The organism is Mesorhizobium sp. Pch-S, from assembly GCF_004136315.1.
Classification (GTDB): Bacteria; Pseudomonadota; Alphaproteobacteria; order Rhizobiales; family Rhizobiaceae; genus Mesorhizobium.
On record NZ_CP029562.1, the window covers coordinates 2,807,387 to 2,827,949 of the forward strand.

The window sequence follows — 20,563 nt, forward strand, 5'->3', positions numbered from 1 at the left end:
TCGGCATGATCGGGCTTCCATTCAAGTTCAGGCAGGCAGCTCGATGACGTCGCACCCCAAAGATCCGCTTCTCCAACCATACCAGCTGAAGCACCTTGTGCTGAAGAACCGGGTGATGTCGACGAGCCATGAGCCGGCCTATTCGGAAGACGGTATGCCGAAGCAGCGCTACCGGCTCTATCATGCCGAGAAAGCCAAGGGCGGCATGGCGCTGACGATGACGGCGGGCTCGGCCATCGTCTCACGCGACAGCCCGGCCGCCTTCGGCAACCTGCATCTCTACGACGATGCCATCGTGCCCTGGCTGGCCGAGCTCACCGATGCTTGCCATGAGCATGACTGTAAGGTGATGATCCAGATCACCCATCTCGGCCGCCGCACCGGCTGGAACAAGGCCGACTGGCTGCCGGTGCTATCGGCTTCGCCGGTGCGCGAGCCGGCCCATCGCGCCTTTCCGAAGACGGCCGAAGAATGGGACATCGAACGCATCGTCAGGGACTACGCTTCTGCCGCCCAGCGCTGCCAGGCGGCAGGCCTCGACGGTATCGAGTTCGAGGCCTATGGCCACCTCATCGACGGCTTCTGGTCGCCGGCCACCAACCACCGCGACGACGATTTCGGCGGTTCGCTGGAGAACCGGCTGCGCTTCACCGAGATGGTGCTCGATGCGGTGCGGGCAGCGGTGGGCAAGGATTTCGTCGTCGGCATCCGCATGGTGGCGGACGAGGATTTCGCCGCCGGCCTTTCGAAGGAGGAAGGCATCGAGATCGCGCGTCGGCTGGCGAACTCCGGCAAGGTCGATTTCCTCAACATCATCCGCGGCTCGATCGAAAGCGACGCCGCACTCTCCAAGGTCATCCCGGTGACCGGCATGCGTTCCTCACCGCATCTCGACTTCGCCGGCGAGGTGAGGGCAGCGACGAAGTTCCCGACCTTCCATGCCGCGCGCATCCAGGATGTGGCGACGGCGCGCCACGCCATAACCAGCGGCAAGCTCGACATGGTCGGCATGACCCGCGCCCACATTGCCGACCCGCACATCATGCGAAAGGTTATGGAGGGCCGCGAGCACGAGATCCGCCCCTGCGTCGGTGCCACTTACTGCCTGGACCGCATTTATGAGGGCGGCGAGGCGCTGTGCATCCACAATGCTGCGACGGGCCGGGAAGCAACGATCCCGCATGTCATCAGCAGGACAGACGGAGCGCGGAAGCATGTCGTCGTGGTCGGGGCAGGCCCTGCGGGGCTGGAGGCTGCACGGGTCGCGGGCGAACGCGGCCACAAGGTGACGGTGCTGGAGGCCGCTTCGCAGGCCGGCGGGCAGATCCGGCTTGCCGCGCAGAACCCGCGCCGCAAGGAACTGATCGGCATCGTCGACTGGCGCCTTGCCGAACTGGAACGGCTCGGCGTCGACATCCGCTACGACACATGGGCCGAAAGCCAGGATGTGCTGGAGTTCAACCCGGACGTTGTCGTCGTCGCCACCGGTGGCATTCCGCAGAACCCCGCGCTGGAGGCTGGCGACGACCTGGTCACCTCGAGTTGGGACATCCTCTCTGGCGCGGTCAAGGCGGCCGAGAACGTGCTGCTCTATGACGACAATGGCGGCCACCAGGGCATGGGGGCTGCCGAGCTCATCGCCAATCAGGGGAGCAGGCTTGAACTGGTTTCACCCGAGCGGTTCTTCGCGCCGGAAATGGGCGGGCTGAACCATGTGCCCTATATGGCCGCCTTCCACACGAAGGGCGTGACCATCACCATCAATACCCGCCTGCGCTCGGTGAAGCGAGATGGCAACCAGCTGGTCGCGACACTCGGCTCGGACTTCGCCGGAGGATGGCAGGCGACAAGGCTGGTCGACCAGGTCGTGGTCGAGCATGGCACGGCACCGCTCGACGAGCTCTACCTGACGCTGAAACCGCTCTCCGCCAACACCGGCGCTATCGACTATGAAAGGCTCATCGCAGGCGGTGACATCTTTCCGCATCGCAATCCTGCCGGGTCCTTCATCCTCTATCGCATCGGCGATGCCGTCGCCTCCAGGAACATCCATGCCGCCGTCTATGACGGCATGCGTTTCGCACTGAGAGCGTGAGCCGGCCCAAAGACAGAAAGCTCAAAGATCCAAGGGAACACAAACCGAGCACACAAAAGGGAGGAGAAAATGGGGTTCTTCAGAAACAATGGCGACCGCGTTCCGGCAGCCGTCGAGACGATGGCCAAGGAGGTGCTGGCAGGCCGCGTCGATCGGCGCGAATTCCTGGCACTGGCGAGCGCGCTCGGTGCTTCTACGGCTCTTGCCTATGGCATGGTCGGCCTGGCCGCTCCTGCTCCTGCCTTCGCCCAGGAGGCCAAAAAAGGCGGTACGCTGCGCGTCTCGATGCCGGTCAAGGCGCAGAAGGACCCGCGCACCTATGACTGGGTCGAGCTTGCCAATGTCTCGCGCAGCTGGCTCGAGCCGCTGGTGCGCTACACCCGCGAATTCACCTTCGAGCCGGTGCTGCTCGAAAGCTGGGACGTCAATGACGACGCCACCGAATATGTCCTGCATGTGCGCAAGGGCGTGACCTGGAACAATGGCGACGCCTTCACCGCTGACGACGTCGCCTACAACCTGACCCGCTGGTGCGAAAAGGCAGCCGCCGGCAACTCCATGGCTGGGCGCATGGGTGCGCTGATCGACGCCAAGACCGGCAAGGCCCGTGATGGGGCTATCACCAAGGTCGACGACCACACGGTGAAACTGAAGCTCGGCGAGCCGGATATCGCCCTGGTTCCGAACTTCACCGACTATCCGGCACTGATCGTGCACCGCAACTTCGACGCCGAAGGCGCCGATCCGGTCAAGAAGCCGATCGGCACCGGGCCGTTCGAACTGGTGTCCTATGCGGTCGGCCAGAAGGCCGTGGTCAAGCGGCGCGAGAATGGCAAGTGGTGGGGTGGCGAAGCATCGCTCGACGGCGTTGAATTCGTCGACTACGGCACTGATTTCAATGCGTCGGTGAATGCGTTCGAATCAGGCGAGATCGACCTCAACCTGGAAACCCCGGCCGACTTCATCGACATCCTGGACAAGATGGACCTGGTGAAGTCGGAAGTCGCCACGGCGACGACGCTGGTTGCGCGCACCAATGTCACGCACAAGCCTTATGACGACCAGCGCGTGCGCAACGCACTGCAGATGGCGGTCGACAACAATGTCGTGCTGCAACTCGGCTACAGCGGGCGTGGAACGGTCGGCGAAAACCACCATGTCAGCCCGATCCAACCCGAATATTATGCGCTGCCCAAGAAGCAGCGCGACGCTGCCGGCGCCAAGAAGCTGATGACCGAGGCCGGCCAGGCCGATTTCGAGCATGAGCTGATCACGATCGAGGACGACTGGCAGAAAAACACCGGCGACGCCATAGCAGCGCAGCTGCGCGAGGCGGGCATCAAGGTCAAGCGCACGGTATTGCCGGGCTCGACCTTCTGGAACGACTGGACCAAGTACCCCTATTCGATGACGATCTGGTACATGCGCCCGCTCGCCGTCCAGGTGCTGGCGCTCGGTTACCGCACCGGCGAGGCCTGGAACGAATCCGGCTATTCCAATCCCGATTTCGACGCCAAGCTGAAACAGGCGCTTTCCATCAACGATGTCGAGAAGCGGCGCGAGGTGATGAAGGATCTCGAGACGATCTTGCAGGACTCGGGCGTCATCATCCAGCCCTACTGGCAGAAGCTTTTTTGCCACATGAGCAAGAAGGTGAAGAATTACGGTATCCACCAGACTTTTGAGATGGATCTGCAGAACGTCTGGCTGGAACAGGCCTGATCCCTTTGGATGCAAAAACAGCCGGCACAGTCGTGCCGGCTGTTCGCATAGTGGGTGATGACAGGGTGACCGTAGACAAGGGGCTGGCCCCATACATCAACGCGATCACCGGTCGATAAAAGCCGGCACTGCGCGCAAAAAAATGAAACCCCGCCAAATAGGCCGCCGCCGTTTCCGTAAAAAAACGGAGACCCATTGCAACTTTTTCTGGCGCCGCCAATCCAACGAGGAATGCTCGCGAAAGCCCCGGCAAAGGTGCGCTTTTGCAGTTCTCAAGAATTTGGCCACGGTTGCCGGATGGGCTTCAATGAGCGGATAAATTCCCTTATAGGTTGCACGCGCTGACATCTGCGGGTGGACAGGCGCTCTCACGGGGGCTATATGGCGGCTTCGGATTTTAAGATTTATTTCCGTATCATCGCGCATCTCCGGCAATTATTTTGCTTCTACAGGAAATGCCATAATCTTCTTTCCCAGAAGAGGAGAGTTTATCTGCCAGTATGGTGGATTTGCGAATTATTGTATGGCACCAAGTTATCCCGAAACTTCATCTGGTATTGAAAAAGAAAACGCCAAAATATCAGATAGCGTTAAAATAAGACTCAAAAATATATACAAGATATTTGGTGAAAATACCGATCGTGCTTTGGAGATGGTGCGCTCGGGTAGGAGTAAATCTGAAATCCATGCGTCCACCGGTTGTATGATCGGTGTCGACGATGCGAGTTTCGAGATCATGGCCGGCGAGACCTTTGTCATCATGGGTCTGTCTGGTTCGGGCAAGTCGACGCTGCTTCGTCTTCTCAACCGCCTGATCGAGCCAACCGCCGGTGCCGTCGAGATCGACGGGCGCGACATCACGAAAATGTCCAGGCGCGAGCTGATCGAATTGCGGCGGCGTGACATGAGCATGGTGTTCCAGTCATTCGCGCTGCTCCCCAATCGCACCGTGCTCGGCAACGCTGCCTTCGGGCTGGAGATTGCCGGTGTAAGCGAGGCTGAGCGTGCCGAGAGAGCACTCGCCGCGCTGGATGCCGTTGGCCTGAAGCCATACGCGAACAGCAGGCCGGACGAGCTTTCAGGTGGCATGAAGCAGCGTGTCGGCCTGGCGCGCGCACTGGCCACCGAGCCGACCATCCTGCTCATGGATGAGGCTTTTTCCGCACTCGATCCTTTGATCCGCACCGAGATGCAGGATGAGCTGATGCGGCTTCAGGCGGAACAGAACCGAACGGTGATCTTCGTCAGCCATGACCTCGACGAGGCCATGCGCATCGGCGACCGCATCTGCATCATGCAGCATGGCAAGGTCGTGCAGGTCGGTACGCCGGACGAGATCGTCTCGAAGCCGGCCAACGACTATGTGCGCTCTTTCTTCCGCAACGTCGATGTCTCGCAGGTGTTCAAGGCCGGCGACATCGCCCGCAAGACGCAGCTCACCATCATCGACCGGCAGGGCGTCTCCGTGGCGGCCGCGCTGGAGCAGATGGAGCAGTCCGGGCGCGACGTGGCGATCGTTGTTGGTCGCGACAGGAAGTTTCATGGCATGGTCAGCCAGGATGCGCTGATCGAAAAGGTCAGGACCAAAACCAGCGAGCCTTATCGCAACGCCTTCCTGGAGGGCGTGGAGCCGATCGCTGCCGGTGAACCCTTGTCCAATGTGCTCGGCCGTGTCGCCGAAAGCCGCTGGCCCGTTCCCGTGGTCGATGATCATGGCCGTTATGTCGGCTCGATCAGCAAGTCGGCGCTTCTGGAAACGCTCGACCGGGCCGGTTAGAGGCCGCGCGTCCATTCGGACGCGCAAAGGTCGCTCTAACACTTTTATTTGGCGCATGATCCTTTCCGAAAATCGATTTCGATTGTCGGGGTCATGCGCCGAGCGAAGGGAAAGATCATGGATCTCAATTTCAGCGTCGGCCACGGCGCCGACGTCGTCGTCAACTATATCCTCGATAACTTCACCCCTGCGCTGGACGTGATCGCCGCGGCCATCGGCTTTGTCAGCGACGGCATCCAGGGCATGCTTGTGAGCATTCCGCCGATGGCGGGCATCGCTATCCTGGTGATGCTGTCGCTGTGGCGGGTAGGGTGGAAGTTCGCCGTCTTCGCCTTATTGGCACTCGCCCTGGTCGATCACATGGGCCTCTGGCAGGGCACCATGGAGACGCTGTCGCTGGTGCTTTCGGCTACCATCATCGCCGTCGTCATCGGCATCCCGGCTGGCATCGCCATGGCGCGCTCCGACAGGGTGGCCGGCCTGCTGCGCCCCGTGCTCGACCTGATGCAGACGATGCCGGCCTTCGTCTATCTGATCCCCGCCGCGATGTTCTTCGGCCTGGGAGCGGTGCCTGGAACCATCGCCACTGTGATCTTCGCCATGCCGCCCGTGGTGCGCCTGACCAATCTCGGCATCCGGCAGGTGCATGCCGAGTTCATCGAGGCGGGACTGGCCTTCGGCTGCACGCCCTCGCAGCTCCTGTTCAAGGTACAGTTGCCCAACGCCATGCCTTCGATCATGGCCGGCATGAACCAGACGATCATGCTGTCGCTTTCGATGGTCGTCATCGCGTCGATGATCGGCGCGGGCGGGCTCGGCAATCATGTGCTGACAGGCATCCAGCGTCTCGACGTGGGCGCTGGCTTCGAAGGCGGGCTGGCCGTCGTCATCCTGGCCGTTGTGCTTGATCGGATCACCCAGAGTTTTGGCAAGGGCAGCTCCGGCTTTCTGAGCTTTCTTGCTTCCCGCAGGGCCACGGGCGGACCGCAAACTTCGCCGGATCACGTACCGGCCGATGGCAAGCAGCGTTCCGCTGCGGCTTGAATTTCCAGAATACGAAGGAGAAGAGATGTTCAGAACACTGACACGTATCGGGCTTGCCGCGCTTGTTGCCGGCAGCATGGCAACGGCGGCCTTCGCACAGGAGGGCAAGCCCGTGAAGCTTGGCTGGGCTGCATGGTCGGATGCGGAATTCGTCACCAAGCTCGCCGCCAGGCTCATCCAGGACAAGCTGGGCCAGAAGGTCGAACTCGTGCAGACGGACGTCGCGCCGCTCTACCAGGGTGTCAGCCGCGGCGACATCGATGCCATGATGATGGCCTGGCTGCCGCAGACCCATGCCGACTATTTCAAGCGCGTGGAATCCAAGGTCGAGACGCTCGGCACCGTCTATGACGGCGCAAAACTGGGCTGGGTCGTTCCGGCATACATTCCGGAAAGCGAAATCAGCTCGATCGAAGACCTGAAAAAGGACGAGGTGAAGCAGAAGCTTGGCGGCGAGGTGCAAGGTATTGACCCCGGTGCCGGCCTGACGCGGCTTTCGGAGAAAGCGGTCACGGACTACGGCCTGGATTACAAGCTGAAGATTTCCAGCGAGGCCGGCATGCTGACCACCGTCGATCGCGCCATGCGTTCCGAGAAGTGGTTCGTCGCCACGGCCTGGAGCCCGCACTGGATGTTCGGCAAGTACAAGCTGCGCTACATCGAGGATCCCAAGGGTTCGCTCGGCAAGGCCGAGCATATCGACATCCTCGCCCGCAAGGGGTTCAAGGAAGAGAACCCCAAGGTCGCGGAGCTGCTTTCGCGCATGAACCTGCCGATCCCCGAGCTCGAGGCGGCGATGTTCGACGCCCAGGAAACCTCTTACGAAAAGGCGGTCGACAAATACATCGCCGATCACCCTGACCAGGTGAAGAAATGGGTCGAGGGATAAGCTCGAAGTGACTGCCTCGCGGGCGGCGGCGATTGCCGCCGTCCCCTGCGTCGGAGCGACGACAGCAGCCAGCCGCTGCTCTCATTTTCTCAAAGGAGACCGAAACGTGTCCCATCATCATGCCGACTTTTCCGCCGACACCCTGGGCGGACGGATATCGCTTGCTCGCGAATTCGCAGGGCTCTCGGTCACGCAAGCCGCGCAAGCGCTGGGTGTCCTGACCTCGAGCTGGGCCGCCTGGGAATGCGATCGTGCCGAGCTGAGGGCCAATCGCTTGACCACCATGGCCGGTATCCTGGGCGTCAGCCCGATCTGGCTCCTCACCGGTTTTGGAAATGAGCCGAGGGAACACAACAGTCGCGACTCCGCGCAGCTGCTGCGCGAACTGCACAACACTTCCGAGAGCATCGCCACACTGAACAGGCGCGTGCAGCAACTCATCGTCGGCTTCGAAGGTCTCCGGACGATGGAGGGTGGATCGGCAGCCGCATGAGGAGGCTGCCGCTAACTTACCCGCGTCTGCTTTCGAAGGGCTGCGATCAGCCTCAAGCGAATTGCATAGGTCGTTCAAGCGCGCCGAAAACTTGACCGGTTGATTTGCTCCACATCCGATTGCACGGTGCAATCGGATGTGGAGCAACATTGCGTGGGAAGGAAGTGGCATGGCCAAGCTCGTGTTCGGAATGAACCTGTCCCTGGACGGTTATGTCGACCATGAGAAATTTGCCCCGGATCCCGTACTTTTTCGCCACTGGATAGAGCATGTGCGCGGCCTGACCGGCAGCGTCTATGGCCGCCGCATGTATCAGATCATGCGCTATTGGGACGAAGACCATTCCGAGTGGACCCCAGAGCTTCGCGAATTCGCGGTGGCATGGCGGAGCCTGCCGAAATGGGTCGTATCAGGCACGCTGGAGTCGATTGGCCCCAATGCCACGCTCGTCGGGGGTGACCTAGAGACGGAGATGCGCGACCTCAAGGGTCGGCTCGCCGGGGAGATCACCGTTTCCGGACCAGATTTGGCACGAAGCCTGACTGACCTCGGACTTATCGATGAGTATCGGCTCTACTTCCATCCCGTCGTGCTTGGCCAAGGCACGCCATTCTTCGCCGGACCCAGGCCGCGGCTCCGTCTGGTGGCGAACGATCGGATTGGCGAGGATGTGATCCGGTTGACCTATGTTCCTACCTGATCTCGCTGCCAGCCGGATAGAGATCAGAGTGTAGCAGCTATCCCGCAATGGCGAGACGTCGTGTCATTGCATCGAGGGACGGCCACGGCGGTCCCTTGCGCAGGGTGCGGATGAGCTGTTCAGCCCAGTGCCGGCCGTCTGGATATTGGTCGCTCGCGTCCCACCGCCACGCCGCGACCATGACAAGGACAAGGGCGCGGCATGCGCTCAGCAGCGCCGGATCGACGTCCGGATAATGTTCGATGACCGCATCGGGCACATGCGCCAGGTCGAACTCCACCGGCCCACGGCAACATGTCTCAAGGTCGATGAACAGCGGTCCGAACCGGGTGCTCAGCACGTTGCCCGGATGTGGTTCGCCGTGCAGCAACTGCTCCGCGGCCTCGCTCTCGACAATCGTTCGTGTCAGGCTCTCCAGCAGGTTGGCGAGAAATTCCCGATCCTCATCGGCCAGGTCAGGCGTCAGCTCACGGTTGGCCAGAAGTCGCTCTGCTTCCGCGGCCCGGTCGGTGAAGCGCGGCGCGGCGATGGCGATTCTTTCCATGCCGACGTGCAGGCGCCGCAGTGAACGCGCGTAGTCGGCCGGCGTGACGTCCGGCGTCACGGACGCATGGTAGGTCCAGAATGTAATCGCGAAACCATCGCGCTCGTAGACGCGTGGCGGAATGCGGGGATCAAGCGCAGCCGCAGGGCTCCCAGTCTCGGCGAGCAGCCCGGCAAGCTCGACCTCGAAATGCATCACCTGATCCGCTGAGGGCGCGACCCGAGCAAGGGAGTCACAAGGCAGAAGGCGCAAGGTGAGCTTGTTCGAATTCTGGAGGACAACCGCATCATCGACCGTCAGGCCCAACGCCGAGGCTGTCGATTTGGCCGCAGCTACAGCATATGGAACGTCAGTGGCTAGCAAGAGACGGTTCTGTTTTCATCTGCTTAAAGGCGCGCTTAATTTGGATAGCTCCGTATCGAGGCTATACAATGAGAGGCCAGTAAAGATCAGGCCAAAGATCATAAATAGAACACCAAACGTTCTGCCTGCCCGGCTCGATTTAAGGCTCTCGATCCGGCCGGTTTCTGGATTGAAAAAGCCACTGGAGCGCTCACCTAAGGAGTGAATTGGTGTGCTCGATCCATAGGAAGACTTCCGTGTTCTTCCTACAAAATCCCCTTCTTTATACGAAACACAGGGCTGAACGTATTGCCGTCTGCATCTCTGTTTTCAACCAGTCCGGTAATCTCAATGCTGACGGGAACCGCTGTCCTGACGAAGCGACGTTCGCTCCATTGTATCCAAACGCCCGCAGCAAAGAAGAGAATACCTGCCCCTATAAGAAACGTACAAACAAAAACGCCCATCTCTCTTCCAGTAAGGTATGGCGGCATCTGTATGAAGGAGTATATCTAGGATTGCGAATGGGCGAACCTGCTCGAGAGCCCTGGCGGTTGATTTGAGGGCCGAGTACATAAATTTCCCATTTGGGGACGCTGTTCCAGCCATCAAAACTCCCCGGAGGCACCTCCTCAGGAAGTACTTATCGGCGAAGAGCTAGTAAGTGAAAAGGATGGGAGCAAAAAGGAAATGGCGGAGAAGGAGGGATTCGAACCCCCGATACCCTTGCGAGTATGCCGCATTTCGAGTGCGGTGCTTTCAACCACTCAGCCACTTCTCCGCAGCGTGGTCGGCCTTGCCGGCGCGGCGCACTAGATAACGGGTGCTTGGCCGGGACACAAGGGCCTAATTGGGCTGATTTCGGCCCTTTTTGGCGAAGCCGGCTGGCCTTTGCCTTGACTCACCGCGAAGCTGCGGTTATGGACGGCCCGCATTCGGCGTGGGGGATTCTCCGCGCCGCTTGTTTTTTGAACCCGCAGACTGACAAAAAGACGGCCGAACCGCCCCGAAAAGGACAAGCGGTTCAAAAAGGCCGACCGAACAGCGAAAGGCAAAAAATGTTCGCAGTCATCAAAACGGGCGGCAAGCAGTATCGTGTTGCCGCCAACGATGTGCTCAAGATCGAGAAGCTCGAGGCCAATGTCGGCGACGTCGTCGAAATCGGCCAGGTTCTGGCGCATGGCGAAGGCGAGAATGTCGTGATCGGCGCTCCGTTCGTCGACGGCGCGGTGGTTACCGCCGAAGTCGTCGAGCAGGGCAAGAACCGCACCGTCATCGCTTTCAAGAAGCGCCGCCGGCAGAATTCCCGCCGCAAGATCGGCCACCGCCAGCTGCAGACCACCGTGCGCATCTCCGAAATTCTGGTCGCTGGTGCCAAGCCTTCCAAGAAAGCGGCTGCCAAGGCCGAGGTGAAGGGGGAAACCGCTGCAGAGGCCAAGGCTGAAGCCGCTCCGAAGAAGGAGAAGGCTGCGCCGAAGAAGGCCAAGGCTGAGGACGCCGCTGAGTAAGACTGCTGCGGCGGCAGGAGCCGCCTGAAGCAGGCTTGAAACGGAACGCGAACGCGTTCATAAGGGTTTTGAGGCGCCCCCGCGGCGCAAAGGAGCAATGAAATGGCACACAAGAAAGCTGGCGGTTCGTCGCGCAACGGTCGCGATTCGGAATCCAAGCGCCTTGGCGTGAAGAAGTTCGGCAGCGAAGCCGTCATCGCAGGCAACATCATTATTCGTCAACGTGGCACCAAGTGGCATGCCGGCACCAATGTCGGCATGGGCAAGGACCATACCCTGTTTGCGCTGGAAGCCGGCGTCGTAGCCTTCAACAAAAAAGCCAATGGCCGAACCTACGTGTCGGTGAATCCGACTCTTAAGGCCGCGGAGTAGCCGGTTCCGCACCACGACACCGGCACCCCATCTCGGGAACCGGTGTCTGGCCAAGCCAGGAAAAGGATCAGGGGAGATGGGTGACCATCTCCCCTTTTTCTCGTGCCTGGAGGACTTTCAACATGGTTGCCGAAGCGGACTATACGGACGACGGAGGCTTCACGATCGATAACCCGGTGCTGCGCACCGAACGCTTGGTGATGCGGGCGCCGTGCGAGGCGGATATCGATCAACTGGTGGCGCTTGCCGACAACCGTCATGTCGCCGAAATGCTTGCCCGCATGCCGCATCCCTACGGCATTGAGGAAGCCCGCAGCTTCCTTGCCATGGCGCGTGCGCCGCGCGGCGGCATCGTCTATGCACTGACCCTTGCCGAGAACGGCGCCTTCATCGGCTGCGCCGGGCTGAACAGCACGGACCGTGGCCTGGAACTGGGCTACTGGATCGGTGAGCCGCACTGGAAGCGCGGTTACGCCACCGAGGCAGCGCACGCTCTGGTCGATCTCGCCTTCACCCGCACGACGATCCAGGTGCTGCAGGCTTCTACCCGGGTGATCAATCCGGCCTCGCGCCGGGTCATCCACAAGTGCGGCTTCCAGTATGCCGGGCAGGGCATGCTAAATTCGATGGTCGCCGGCCAGGTGCCGGTCGAGCGCTACCGGCTCGACCGCAAGACCTGGGCGAGCCTGAGAAGCTGGGTGCGATTGTAATTCGGCCGATTGGCGGCGTTCAAACATGCCGCCAATGCCGGACCGGCAAAGAGCAAGACGATGAACGACGCAACACAACCCGCCATCGTGGCGATGGCCGAGACCCACATCGAGAGCTTTCATCGTGCGCTCGATACCGTGGCGCGCGAGCGCAAATATCTCGCCTTCCTGGAAGCGCCGCCGCTGCCAGCCACACGCGATTTTGTGCGTGGCATGATCGAAAAGCGTAACCCGCAGTTCGTGGCGGTGATGGAGGATGAGGTCGTCGGCTGGTGCGATATCTCACGCTACGAAAGGCCGATCCACGCACATCGTGGAGCGCTCGGCATGGGGATCATCCCGACCTATCGCGGTCGCGGGCTTGGCCGTCTGCTGATCGAAACGACGCTTGCAGAAGCGCGCCGGCAAGGCTTCGTGCGCGTCGAACTGTCCGCGCATGCCGACAATGCGCGAGCCATCGCCCTCTACCGGAAGGTCGGGTTCGTGCAAGAAGGCGTGGAACGCGATGCGATCTGTATCGACGGACGCTACTGCGACACGATCACCATGGCGATCATCGACAAGGCGAACCGCGATGCCTGGCGAACAACGATGTAGTTCAGCCCATTTCGAGCCAGACAGGCAGATGGTCGGAGCCATCCGCCTTGCGGTCGACCCAGAGGCGTTTCAGCGAACCGGCCAGCGAGGCGCTGGTGAAGATGTAGTCGATGCGCTTGTGGCGGCTTTCGTCCTGCGGTCGGTCAGGGTCGACCCATGTGACGAGGTCCGCCTCTCCGGCATCGAGCCGCACGGCGGCATCGACAGCGAGGTCGGCGCTGAGATGCAGACCGAATTCGTGATCGGGCAGGCCGGCGAAATCGACATATTCGGGCGAGCCGGCCAGCATGTTGAAGTCGCCCATCACCACGAAAGCCTCGGGACATGGCGGTTCCGGCAGGCCGATCTCCTCGAGGCCGCTGAGGCCGCCGCCTTCGAGCGCATAGTTGAGCACACGGTCGCGCAGGAAGCGGATCTGCCTGGCGCGTTCGACGGGATTGCGATGGTCGAGATGGGCGGAATAGAAGCGCACGAAGCCGAGCGGTGTCTCGATCAGGGCTTCAATGGCGCCGCGCTGGAAGTTCATGGTGCCGACGGACCGGCTTCGCGGCAGAAGCAGGTTGCGCGACAGATGGATCGGCGTCTTCGACAGCACCATGTTGCCGAGCTGAAACGTCACCGTGCGGGCGCGGCCGCCAACGATCGAAGAGCCGATATTCGCCTCGAAATTGGAACCATAGACGGCAAAATAATCCGGCAGCGCCTCGCCGATCGCGGCAACCATGTCGTGTCCGCCATTGCGCGGGTTGTTGCGCGAGATCTCCTGCAGGGCGATGACGTCGGCGCCGCGCACGGCGTCTGCGATGCGGCCGAGGTCGTAACGACCGTCGAGGCCGATGCCGTACTGGACGTTGTAAGTGACAATCCTCATAACGCACTCTCCCGCCTCCGGTCGCAAAATCGGCCGGGCCCGCTCTCGCTCTAGGCCTTTCCATGGTTTAGAGCAGACAGGTTCATGAAACTCCATAGCAACAGAAATCGCGTCTTCCGATGAAATTCCTCGATCAGGCCAAGGTTTACATCCGCTCCGGCGATGGGGGCGCGGGTTCCGTCTCGTTCCGGCGCGAGAAATTCATCGAATTCGGCGGGCCGGACGGTGGCGATGGCGGTCGTGGCGGCGATGTCTGGGTCGAGGTGGTCAACGGTCTGAACACGCTGATCGACTATCGCTACCAGCAACATTTTCGCGCCAAGACCGGCGTCCATGGCATGGGCCGCAACCGCAGCGGCGCCAAGGGCGCCGATGTGACGCTGCGAGTGCCGGCCGGCACGCAGATTTATGCCGAGGATAACGAGACGCTGATCTGCGACCTGACCGAAGAGGGACAGCGCTTCCGTCTCGCTGCCGGCGGCAATGGCGGTTTTGGCAACCAGCATTTCAAGACGTCGACAAACCAGGCGCCGCGGCGTGCCAATCCCGGCCTGCCAGGTGAGGAACTGACGATCTGGCTGCGGCTGAAGCTGATAGCCGATGCCGGGCTGGTCGGTCTGCCCAATGCCGGCAAGTCGACTTTCCTGGCAGCGGTCACTGCCGCGAAGCCGAAGATCGCCGATTATCCGTTCACGACGCTGCATCCGGGTCTCGGCGTTGCACGCATCGACGCGCGCGAATTCGTGCTGGCCGACATCCCCGGCCTGATCGAGGGTGCACATGAGGGCGTCGGCATCGGCGACCGCTTCCTCGGCCATGTCGAGCGCAACCGCGTGCTGCTGCACCTGGTTTCGGCGCAGGAAGAAAACCCCGGCAAGGCCTACAAGACCGTGCGCAAGGAGCTGGAGGCCTACGGCAACGGGCTGGAGGACAAGGTCGAGATCGTCGCGCTTTCTCAGGTCGATACGCTGGACGACGATGCACGCAAGAAGAAGCTGGCCTCGCTGAAACGCGCGGCAGGACGCACGCCGTTGCTGGTGTCTGCAGTCACCGGCGAAGGTGTCGAAGCGGTGCTGCGCGCGCTGATGACCGTGGTGGCCGAGGCGCGCGGGGCCGTGCCGGCACAGGCCGAGACGCGCTGGGAACGGTAGGGCATGTCCGTGCAGTCTCTGAAGAAATACCGCCGCGTCACGGTCAAGATCGGTTCGGCGCTGCTCGTCGACCGCACCACCGGACTGAAGCGCGAATGGCTGGCCTCGCTGGCGCAGGATATCGGCACGCTGGCCGCCGGCGGCGCGGAAGTGCTTGTCGTGTCCTCGGGCGCCATCGCGCTTGGCCGCACGATCCTGGGGCTTGGCAAACGGGCGTTGAAGCTTGAGGAAAGCCAGGCCGCTGCCGCTGTCGGGCAGATCGCCCTGGCCGGCGCATGGTCGGATGCCCTTGGTGGTCATGGGCTGAAATCGGGCCAGATCCTGCTCACCCTGGGTGATACCGAGGAGCGCCGGCGTTATCTCAATGCGCGCGCCACCATCTCGACCTTGCTCAAGATGAAAGCCATACCCGTCATCAACGAGAACGATACGGTAGCGACGTCCGAGATCCGCTACGGTGACAACGACCGCCTGGCGGCGCGGGTGGCGACGATGATGGGCGCAGACCTTCTGGTGCTGCTTTCCGACATCGACGGGCTTTATACGGCGCCGCCGGCGCGCGATCCGAACGCCGCGTTCATTCCGGTGGTCGAGCGCATCACGCCGGATATCGAGGCGATGGCGGGTGCTGCTGCTTCCGAACTGTCGCGCGGCGGCATGCGCACAAAGCTCGATGCCGGCAAGATCGCCAATGCGGCGGGTACCGCCATGGTGATCACTTCGGGCACGCGGCTGTCGCCGCTGATGGCGATCGAACGCGGCGAACGCGCCACCTTCTTCAAGCCGAGCCCGACGCCCGTGAAGGGCTACAAGACCTGGATTGCCGGCCAGCTGGAACCGGCCGGCCGGCTGACCGTGGATGACGGCGCTGTCGGCGCGCTGATGTCGGGCAAGTCGTTGCTGCCGGCGGGCGTGAAGCTGGTGAGCGGCAATTTCGCGCGCGGCGATACGGTTGCGATCCTGTCGCCCGATGGCCGCGAGATCGCGCGTGGTCTGGTTGCCTATGATGCCGCCGATGCCGTAAGAATCGCCGGTCTCAAGACAGCCGAGATCGAAACGGTGCTCGGCTATGAGGCGCGTTCGGCAATGATCCACCGCGACGATCTGGTGGTCAGCCATGCCGGCGGGCAAGGTGGAGAATGAGCATGCTCAAGCTGCATGAAGGGTCGGCGGCCGACACGGCCCAGCTGATGGCCGCAATCGGCCGCAAGGCACGGGCTGCCATGCGACCGCTGGCGATCGCTTCGACCGCTGCCAAGAATGCCGCTCTCTCCGCCATGGCGGATGCTCTCCTGCGCAATGAAGGGGCGATTCTGGAAGCCAATGCCATCGATGTGGCGAACGGCGAGGAAGCAGGGCTGTCGCCGTCCTTCATGGACCGGCTGAAGCTCGATCCGGCACGCATCCGCGCGATGAGTGACGGTATTCGCGAGATCGCGTCGCTGAAGGACCCGGTCGGCGACGTGATCACCGAATGGGACCGGCCCAACGGTCTGCATATCGAGCGCGTGCGTACGCCACTTGGCGTCATCGGCGTCATTTATGAGAGCCGCCCCAACGTGACGGCGGACGCCGGGGCTTTGTGCCTGAAGGCCGGCAATGCCGTGGTCCTGCGCGGCGGGTCCGATTCGATCAATTCGTCCGCCGCCATCCATGCCTGCCTGGTCGAAGGGCTGAAGGCGGCCGGATTGCCGCAGGACGCGATCCAGCTGGTGCCGACCACAGATCGCGCCGCGGTCGGCGAGATGCTGAAGGGCCTGTCCGGCAACCTGGACGTGATCATTCCGCGTGGCGGGCGCAGCCTTGTCGAGCGCGTGCAGAACGAGGCACGTGTCCCCGTGTTCGCGCATCTGGAAGGCATCTGCCATCTCTATATCGACAAGTCGGCCGATCTCGACATGGCGGTGAAGATCGCGGTCAACGCCAAGATGCGGCGCACCGGCATCTGCGGTGCAGCGGAAACGCTGCTGGTCGACCGCGCCGTCGCTTCCACGCATCTCGTTCCAGTGCTCGAAGCTTTGCGCGCCGCCGGCTGTGAAATCCACGCCGATGCCGATGTGCTGAAGGCATTCTCGGATGCGACACCGGCAACGGATGCCGACTGGGTGACGGAATATCTCGACGCCATCATCGCGGTGAAGCTGGTAGACGGTATCGGCAGCGCCATCGACCATATCGAAACGTTCTCCTCGCATCACACCGAGGCGATCGTCGCCGAGGATGCCGCGGTCGTGGAACGCTTCTTCAACGAGATCGATTCCGCCATCCTGCTGCACAACGCCTCGACGCAATTCGCCGATGGTGGCGAGTTCGGCATGGGCGCCGAGATCGGCATCGCCACCGGCAAGATGCATGCGCGCGGGCCGGTCGGCGTGGAGCAGCTCACCTCGTTCAAATATCGCGTGCGCGGCAACGGGCAGGTGCGGGCCTAGGGCCACGCCTGCGTCCTGGAAAGCGGTTGGGGACCAGAATTTGAAATCGGACGGACCTCCGACCGGCATCGGCCAAGGGACTGAACCCTTGCGCAGGAACGACGGCGTCCCCGTGCAATATCTGCGCATGCCCTATGTCGAAAAGGGCATGCAGGTCGGGCTGTTCGGCGGCTCGTTCAACCCACCGCATGCCGGCCACTCGCTGGTGGCCGAGATCGCGCTGAGGAAGCTTGCCCTCGACCAGCTCTGGTGGATCGTCACGCCAGGAAATCCTCTGAAGAGCACGCGCGAACTCGCGCCGCTTGCCGAGCGCATCCGCCTTTCGGAAAAGATCACCAGGAATCCGCGCATCAAGGTGACGGCGTTCGAGGCCAGCCATCACATACGCTATACCGCCGACACGCTGGCGCTGGTGCGCGCCAAGAACCCGGGCGTCGATTTCGTCTGGATCATGGGGGCGGATTCGCTGCGCGACTTCCACCACTGGCAGCGCTGGCGCCAGATCGCCATGACCTTCCCGATCGCCGTCATCGATCGGCCCGGAGCGACCCTGTCCTTTCTGTCGTCTGTCGTCGCCAAGACCTTCGACTACGCCCGGGTCGACGAGGGCGATGCGCCCATCCTGGCGCATATGCGGGCGCCGGCCTGGACTTTCATCCACGGCCCGCGCTCGCTGCTGTCGTCCACCGCGATCCGGAAAGCGGCGAAGAAATAGCGCTTTTCCAAGAAAGATCAGCGCTTTGATGGACAAGTGTGGCCCGGCTTGTCTTGAAACTGCAATGCGACTCTGCCTATCTATTTAGCGTCACCTGATTTTGTTGGTGACTTCGTTGTTCTTGTCGCGAAAGGAAAGACACTGAGAACAGCACTGCGGAAGAAGGCCGACATCGTGCCTTCGGCGGCCGGGATAGGCGGCATCGACGCCTCGGCCCGCGCCATCAAGACAGTCCTTGCCAGTCTGGAAGACTCCAAGGCCGAAAACATCGTCTCCATCGACATCCAGGGAAAATCGAGCCTCGGCGACTACATGGTCATCGCGTCAGGCCGGTCGAACCGTCATGTCACGGCGGTGGCCGATCATCTCCTCAAAGCGCTCAAGGACGCCGGCTACGGCGATGCGCGCGTCGAGGGGCTGGCCAGCGCCGACTGGGTGCTGATCGATTCAGGCGATATCATCGTCCACGTCTTCCGACCCGAGGTGCGTGACTTCTACAATCTTGAAAAGATGTGGCAGGCACCCGACCTTGAAGAAGAGACCCTCCACTGAGCCGTGAGGCTCCTTGGAGCAATTCCAGGAAAAGTGCGCAGCGGTTTTCCGTCCGGAATTGTGTGAAAACCAAGGGTCAGAGCGTTTCCGCGTTTCCGTTAAAAACGGAACCGCTCTAGAGGCAGGGATGAAGATCATCATACATGCCGTGGGCCGGATGAAAGCCGGCCCCGAAAGAGATTTGGCAGCTCGTTACTTCGACCGCTTCGCCAAAAGCGGTCCGGCGCTCGGGCTCGAATTCTCCGGTGTCACCGAAATCCCGGAGAGCCGCGGCCAGACCGCCAGCGAACGCCGGCGCGAGGAAGGCCAGAAGCTGCAGACCCAGCTGCAGCCCGGCGGTGCCCTGATCCTGCTCGACGAGCGGGGACGGTCTTTTTCCTCCGAAGAATTCGCCGGTCGCATCGGGCTGTTCCGCGACGGCGGCCGCAAGGCAGTGGTCCTTGCCATTGGCGGCGCTGACGGTCACGATCAATCGCTGCGCGATCAGGCCGATCTGGTGGTGTCGCTCGGTGCCATGACCTGGCCGCATCAGCTGGTGCGTGTCATGCTGGGCGAACAGCTCTACCGGGCGGGAACGATTCTTGCCGGGCATCCCTATCATCGATCATAGACGCCATTGCTTGCCGCCGACCGATTTTCGCCCCAATGCGGTTCAAGAAGCCGTGCAGGGTAGAGAGAGCGAACATTTATGGTTGATGGTTCGTTAACGAAGCCGGAAATACAGTCGGGCTTCCATGTTTGAGCGTGCGAAATCGAAACCCTGCTTCATGCGCGGCTGCCTGGTTGCTGCCGCGCTTGTCGTGTCGTTTTCGGCGCGGGCGGAAAACACGCTGGATACCACGACCGGTGCGGAAGAAAGCCGCGTCGAATATGAGCGGGTTTCCAAGGAGATCACACTTTCCGCCGAACGCCTGAGCAAACTGGCGGCCGATATCGCGACGGTGAAGAAGGATTCGGCCTCGATCACGGCGGCGCTGATCCAGTCGGCCAAGACCGAGCAGAAGCTCGGCCAGGATATCGAAGACATCAGCGGCAAACTCGGCGGCCTGAAGGAGCAGGAAAAGAAGCTGCGCGAATCGCTCGCCGCCCGTCGTGACGTGCTGGCGGAGGTGCTTGGCGCGCTGCAGCGCATGGGGCTCAACCCGCCTCCGGCCATTCTGGTCAAGCCGGAAGATGCGCTGTCTTCGGTACGCAGTGCCATTCTTCTCGGCGCGGTGGTGCCCGAACTGCGGCACCGTGCCGACATCGTCATGACCGAGTTGAAGGAGTTGTCGCGGGTGACGGTCTCGATCGAAGCGGAGCGCACGCGGCTGGCTGGAGCGGTAACCGACCAACTGGCCGAGAAACAGAGGCTCAATCTGCTGCTTCAGGCCAAGGGAAGGTTGCAGACCGAAACCGAGACTGCTCTGGCCGACGAGCAGAAAAAGGCTCACGATCTCGCGGCAAAGGCCTCAAGCCTGAAAGATCTGATCGCTTCCCTGGACGCGGAAGCGGAAAAGACGCGCAAGGCGGACGAAAAAGCCAGGCAGAATGCGGCCTCCCAGGCCGACGCGGATGCCAGGGATGCGGCCGCCGCTGTCCCGGAAGCCAATCGCCTCGCATCGTCCGTGCCGTTCTCGGCCATGCAGGGGCAGGTCTCGTTGCCCGTGACCGGCAAGGTGCGCCGTCGTTTCGGCGGCGAGGACGGCAGCGGCGGCACCATGCAGGGTGACATGGTTGCGACACAATCGGGCGCCATCGTCACGGCGCCGGCGGATGGAAGTGTCCTCTATGCAGGACCGTTTCGTTCCTATGGACAACTCTTGATCCTGAATGCTGGCGACGGTTATCATGTCGTTCTGGCGGGAATGAGCAAATTGAACGTAGCGGCTGGCCAGGCCGTGCTCGCGGGCGAGCCGATCGGAACCATGGGCGAGGCCCGCGTAGCGAGCACATCGGCAACGCAGAATGGAAATACGACGCTGGAGCTCTACATCGAGTTCCGCAAGGATGGAAAACCCGTCGATCCTAACCCATGGTGGGCGGAGCGATTTTCTGGAAGGACGTAAG

20 protein-coding genes and 1 tRNA gene are annotated in these 20,563 nt (G+C 61.8%); 18 read left to right on the plus strand and 3 right to left on the minus strand.

Annotation, left to right across the window (positions count from 1 at the left end; genetic code table 11):
- Window positions 1-43: 43 nt before the first annotated feature.
- From C1M53_RS12985 to C1M53_RS13015, 7 genes are all read left to right on the plus strand, one after another.
- Window positions 44-2,095 (plus strand): NADH:flavin oxidoreductase, encoded by a 2,052-nt coding sequence (locus tag C1M53_RS12985; RefSeq protein WP_129412625.1) that lies wholly within the window; start codon window positions 44-46, stop codon window positions 2,093-2,095.
- A 69-nt stretch (window positions 2,096-2,164) separates the two neighbouring features.
- Complete coding sequence (locus C1M53_RS12990) at window positions 2,165-3,817, plus strand: ABC transporter substrate-binding protein (RefSeq protein WP_129412626.1); 1,653 nt, start codon at window positions 2,165-2,167, stop codon at window positions 3,815-3,817.
- A 523-nt stretch (window positions 3,818-4,340) separates the two neighbouring features.
- Window positions 4,341-5,594 (plus strand): glycine betaine/L-proline ABC transporter ATP-binding protein ProV, encoded by a 1,254-nt coding sequence (proV, locus tag C1M53_RS12995; RefSeq protein WP_129412627.1) that lies wholly within the window; start codon window positions 4,341-4,343, stop codon window positions 5,592-5,594.
- A 117-nt stretch (window positions 5,595-5,711) separates the two neighbouring features.
- Window positions 5,712-6,638: a proline/glycine betaine ABC transporter permease gene (locus C1M53_RS13000; RefSeq protein WP_129412628.1), complete on the plus strand. Its 927-nt coding sequence runs from the start codon at window positions 5,712-5,714 to the stop codon at window positions 6,636-6,638.
- Window positions 6,639-6,663: 25 nt separating this feature from the next.
- The gene (locus tag C1M53_RS13005; protein ID WP_129412629.1) at window positions 6,664-7,527 is read left to right on the plus strand and encodes a glycine betaine ABC transporter substrate-binding protein; all 864 of its coding nucleotides are present in this window, start codon (window positions 6,664-6,666) and stop codon (window positions 7,525-7,527) included.
- Between the two features lie 106 nt (window positions 7,528-7,633).
- Window positions 7,634-8,020, plus strand: coding sequence for a transcriptional regulator (locus C1M53_RS13010; protein ID WP_207213103.1), 387 nt, complete (start codon window positions 7,634-7,636; stop codon window positions 8,018-8,020).
- Between the two features lie 169 nt (window positions 8,021-8,189).
- Window positions 8,190-8,720, plus strand: a complete 531-nt coding sequence (locus C1M53_RS13015) for a dihydrofolate reductase family protein (protein WP_129412630.1) — start codon at window positions 8,190-8,192, stop codon at window positions 8,718-8,720.
- A 37-nt stretch (window positions 8,721-8,757) separates the two neighbouring features.
- On the opposite strand, the gene C1M53_RS13020 is transcribed toward C1M53_RS13015, so the two are convergent.
- The gene (locus C1M53_RS13020) at window positions 8,758-9,627 is read right to left on the minus strand and encodes an aminoglycoside phosphotransferase family protein (protein WP_129412631.1); all 870 of its coding nucleotides are present in this window, start codon (window positions 9,625-9,627) and stop codon (window positions 8,758-8,760) included.
- A gap of 670 nt (window positions 9,628-10,297) precedes the next feature.
- Window positions 10,298-10,387 (minus strand) — tRNA-Ser (locus C1M53_RS13025).
- Between the two features lie 277 nt (window positions 10,388-10,664).
- Here C1M53_RS13025 and rplU point away from each other — a divergent pair.
- The 4 genes from rplU (at window position 10,665) to C1M53_RS13045 (ending at window position 12,793) form a co-directional block, all read left to right on the plus strand.
- On the plus strand, window positions 10,665-11,114 hold the full coding sequence (gene rplU / locus C1M53_RS13030) for a 50S ribosomal protein L21 (RefSeq protein ID WP_165358132.1): 450 nt from the start codon (window positions 10,665-10,667) through the stop codon (window positions 11,112-11,114).
- A 102-nt stretch (window positions 11,115-11,216) separates the two neighbouring features.
- Window positions 11,217-11,486, plus strand: a complete 270-nt coding sequence (gene rpmA, locus C1M53_RS13035) for a 50S ribosomal protein L27 (protein ID WP_054309796.1) — start codon at window positions 11,217-11,219, stop codon at window positions 11,484-11,486.
- A gap of 122 nt (window positions 11,487-11,608) precedes the next feature.
- The gene (locus tag C1M53_RS13040) at window positions 11,609-12,196 is read left to right on the plus strand and encodes a GNAT family protein (RefSeq protein WP_129412632.1); all 588 of its coding nucleotides are present in this window, start codon (window positions 11,609-11,611) and stop codon (window positions 12,194-12,196) included.
- Between the two features lie 60 nt (window positions 12,197-12,256).
- Window positions 12,257-12,793 carry a GNAT family N-acetyltransferase gene (locus tag C1M53_RS13045; RefSeq protein ID WP_129412633.1) on the plus strand — a complete coding sequence of 179 codons (537 nt, stop codon included), beginning with the start codon at window positions 12,257-12,259 and terminating at the stop codon, window positions 12,791-12,793.
- A 1-nt stretch (window position 12,794) separates the two neighbouring features.
- Here the strand turns inward: C1M53_RS13045 and C1M53_RS13050 are convergent, their stop codons facing one another.
- Window positions 12,795-13,664, minus strand: coding sequence for an endonuclease/exonuclease/phosphatase family protein (locus tag C1M53_RS13050; protein WP_129412634.1), 870 nt, complete (start codon window positions 13,662-13,664; stop codon window positions 12,795-12,797).
- A gap of 119 nt (window positions 13,665-13,783) precedes the next feature.
- Here C1M53_RS13050 and obgE point away from each other — a divergent pair, with 119 nt between their 5' ends.
- The 7 genes from obgE to C1M53_RS13090 all read left to right on the plus strand — a co-directional run bounded on the left by obgE (window position 13,784) and on the right by C1M53_RS13090 (window position 20,562).
- Window positions 13,784-14,815, plus strand: a complete 1,032-nt coding sequence (gene obgE, locus C1M53_RS13055) for a GTPase ObgE (RefSeq protein ID WP_129412635.1) — start codon at window positions 13,784-13,786, stop codon at window positions 14,813-14,815.
- A gap of 9 nt (window positions 14,816-14,824) precedes the next feature.
- A complete protein-coding gene (gene proB, locus C1M53_RS13060) occupies window positions 14,825-15,958 on the plus strand; it encodes a glutamate 5-kinase (protein ID WP_129416155.1) in 1,134 nt (377 codons plus the stop codon).
- Between the two features lie 2 nt (window positions 15,959-15,960).
- Window positions 15,961-17,247 (plus strand): glutamate-5-semialdehyde dehydrogenase, encoded by a 1,287-nt coding sequence (locus C1M53_RS13065; RefSeq protein ID WP_129412636.1) that lies wholly within the window; start codon window positions 15,961-15,963, stop codon window positions 17,245-17,247.
- Window positions 17,248-17,374: 127 nt separating this feature from the next.
- Window positions 17,375-17,962, plus strand: coding sequence for a nicotinate-nucleotide adenylyltransferase (locus tag C1M53_RS13070; protein ID WP_129416156.1), 588 nt, complete (start codon window positions 17,375-17,377; stop codon window positions 17,960-17,962).
- Window positions 17,963-18,136: 174 nt separating this feature from the next.
- Window positions 18,137-18,514 (plus strand): ribosome silencing factor, encoded by a 378-nt coding sequence (gene rsfS, locus C1M53_RS13075; protein WP_129412637.1) that lies wholly within the window; start codon window positions 18,137-18,139, stop codon window positions 18,512-18,514.
- A gap of 127 nt (window positions 18,515-18,641) precedes the next feature.
- Window positions 18,642-19,124 (plus strand): 23S rRNA (pseudouridine(1915)-N(3))-methyltransferase RlmH, encoded by a 483-nt coding sequence (rlmH, locus tag C1M53_RS13085; RefSeq protein WP_129412639.1) that lies wholly within the window; start codon window positions 18,642-18,644, stop codon window positions 19,122-19,124.
- A gap of 157 nt (window positions 19,125-19,281) precedes the next feature.
- Window positions 19,282-20,562 carry a murein hydrolase activator EnvC gene (locus C1M53_RS13090; RefSeq protein ID WP_245488538.1) on the plus strand — a complete coding sequence of 427 codons (1,281 nt, stop codon included), beginning with the start codon at window positions 19,282-19,284 and terminating at the stop codon, window positions 20,560-20,562.
- The last annotated feature ends 1 nt before the right edge of the window (window position 20,563 follow it).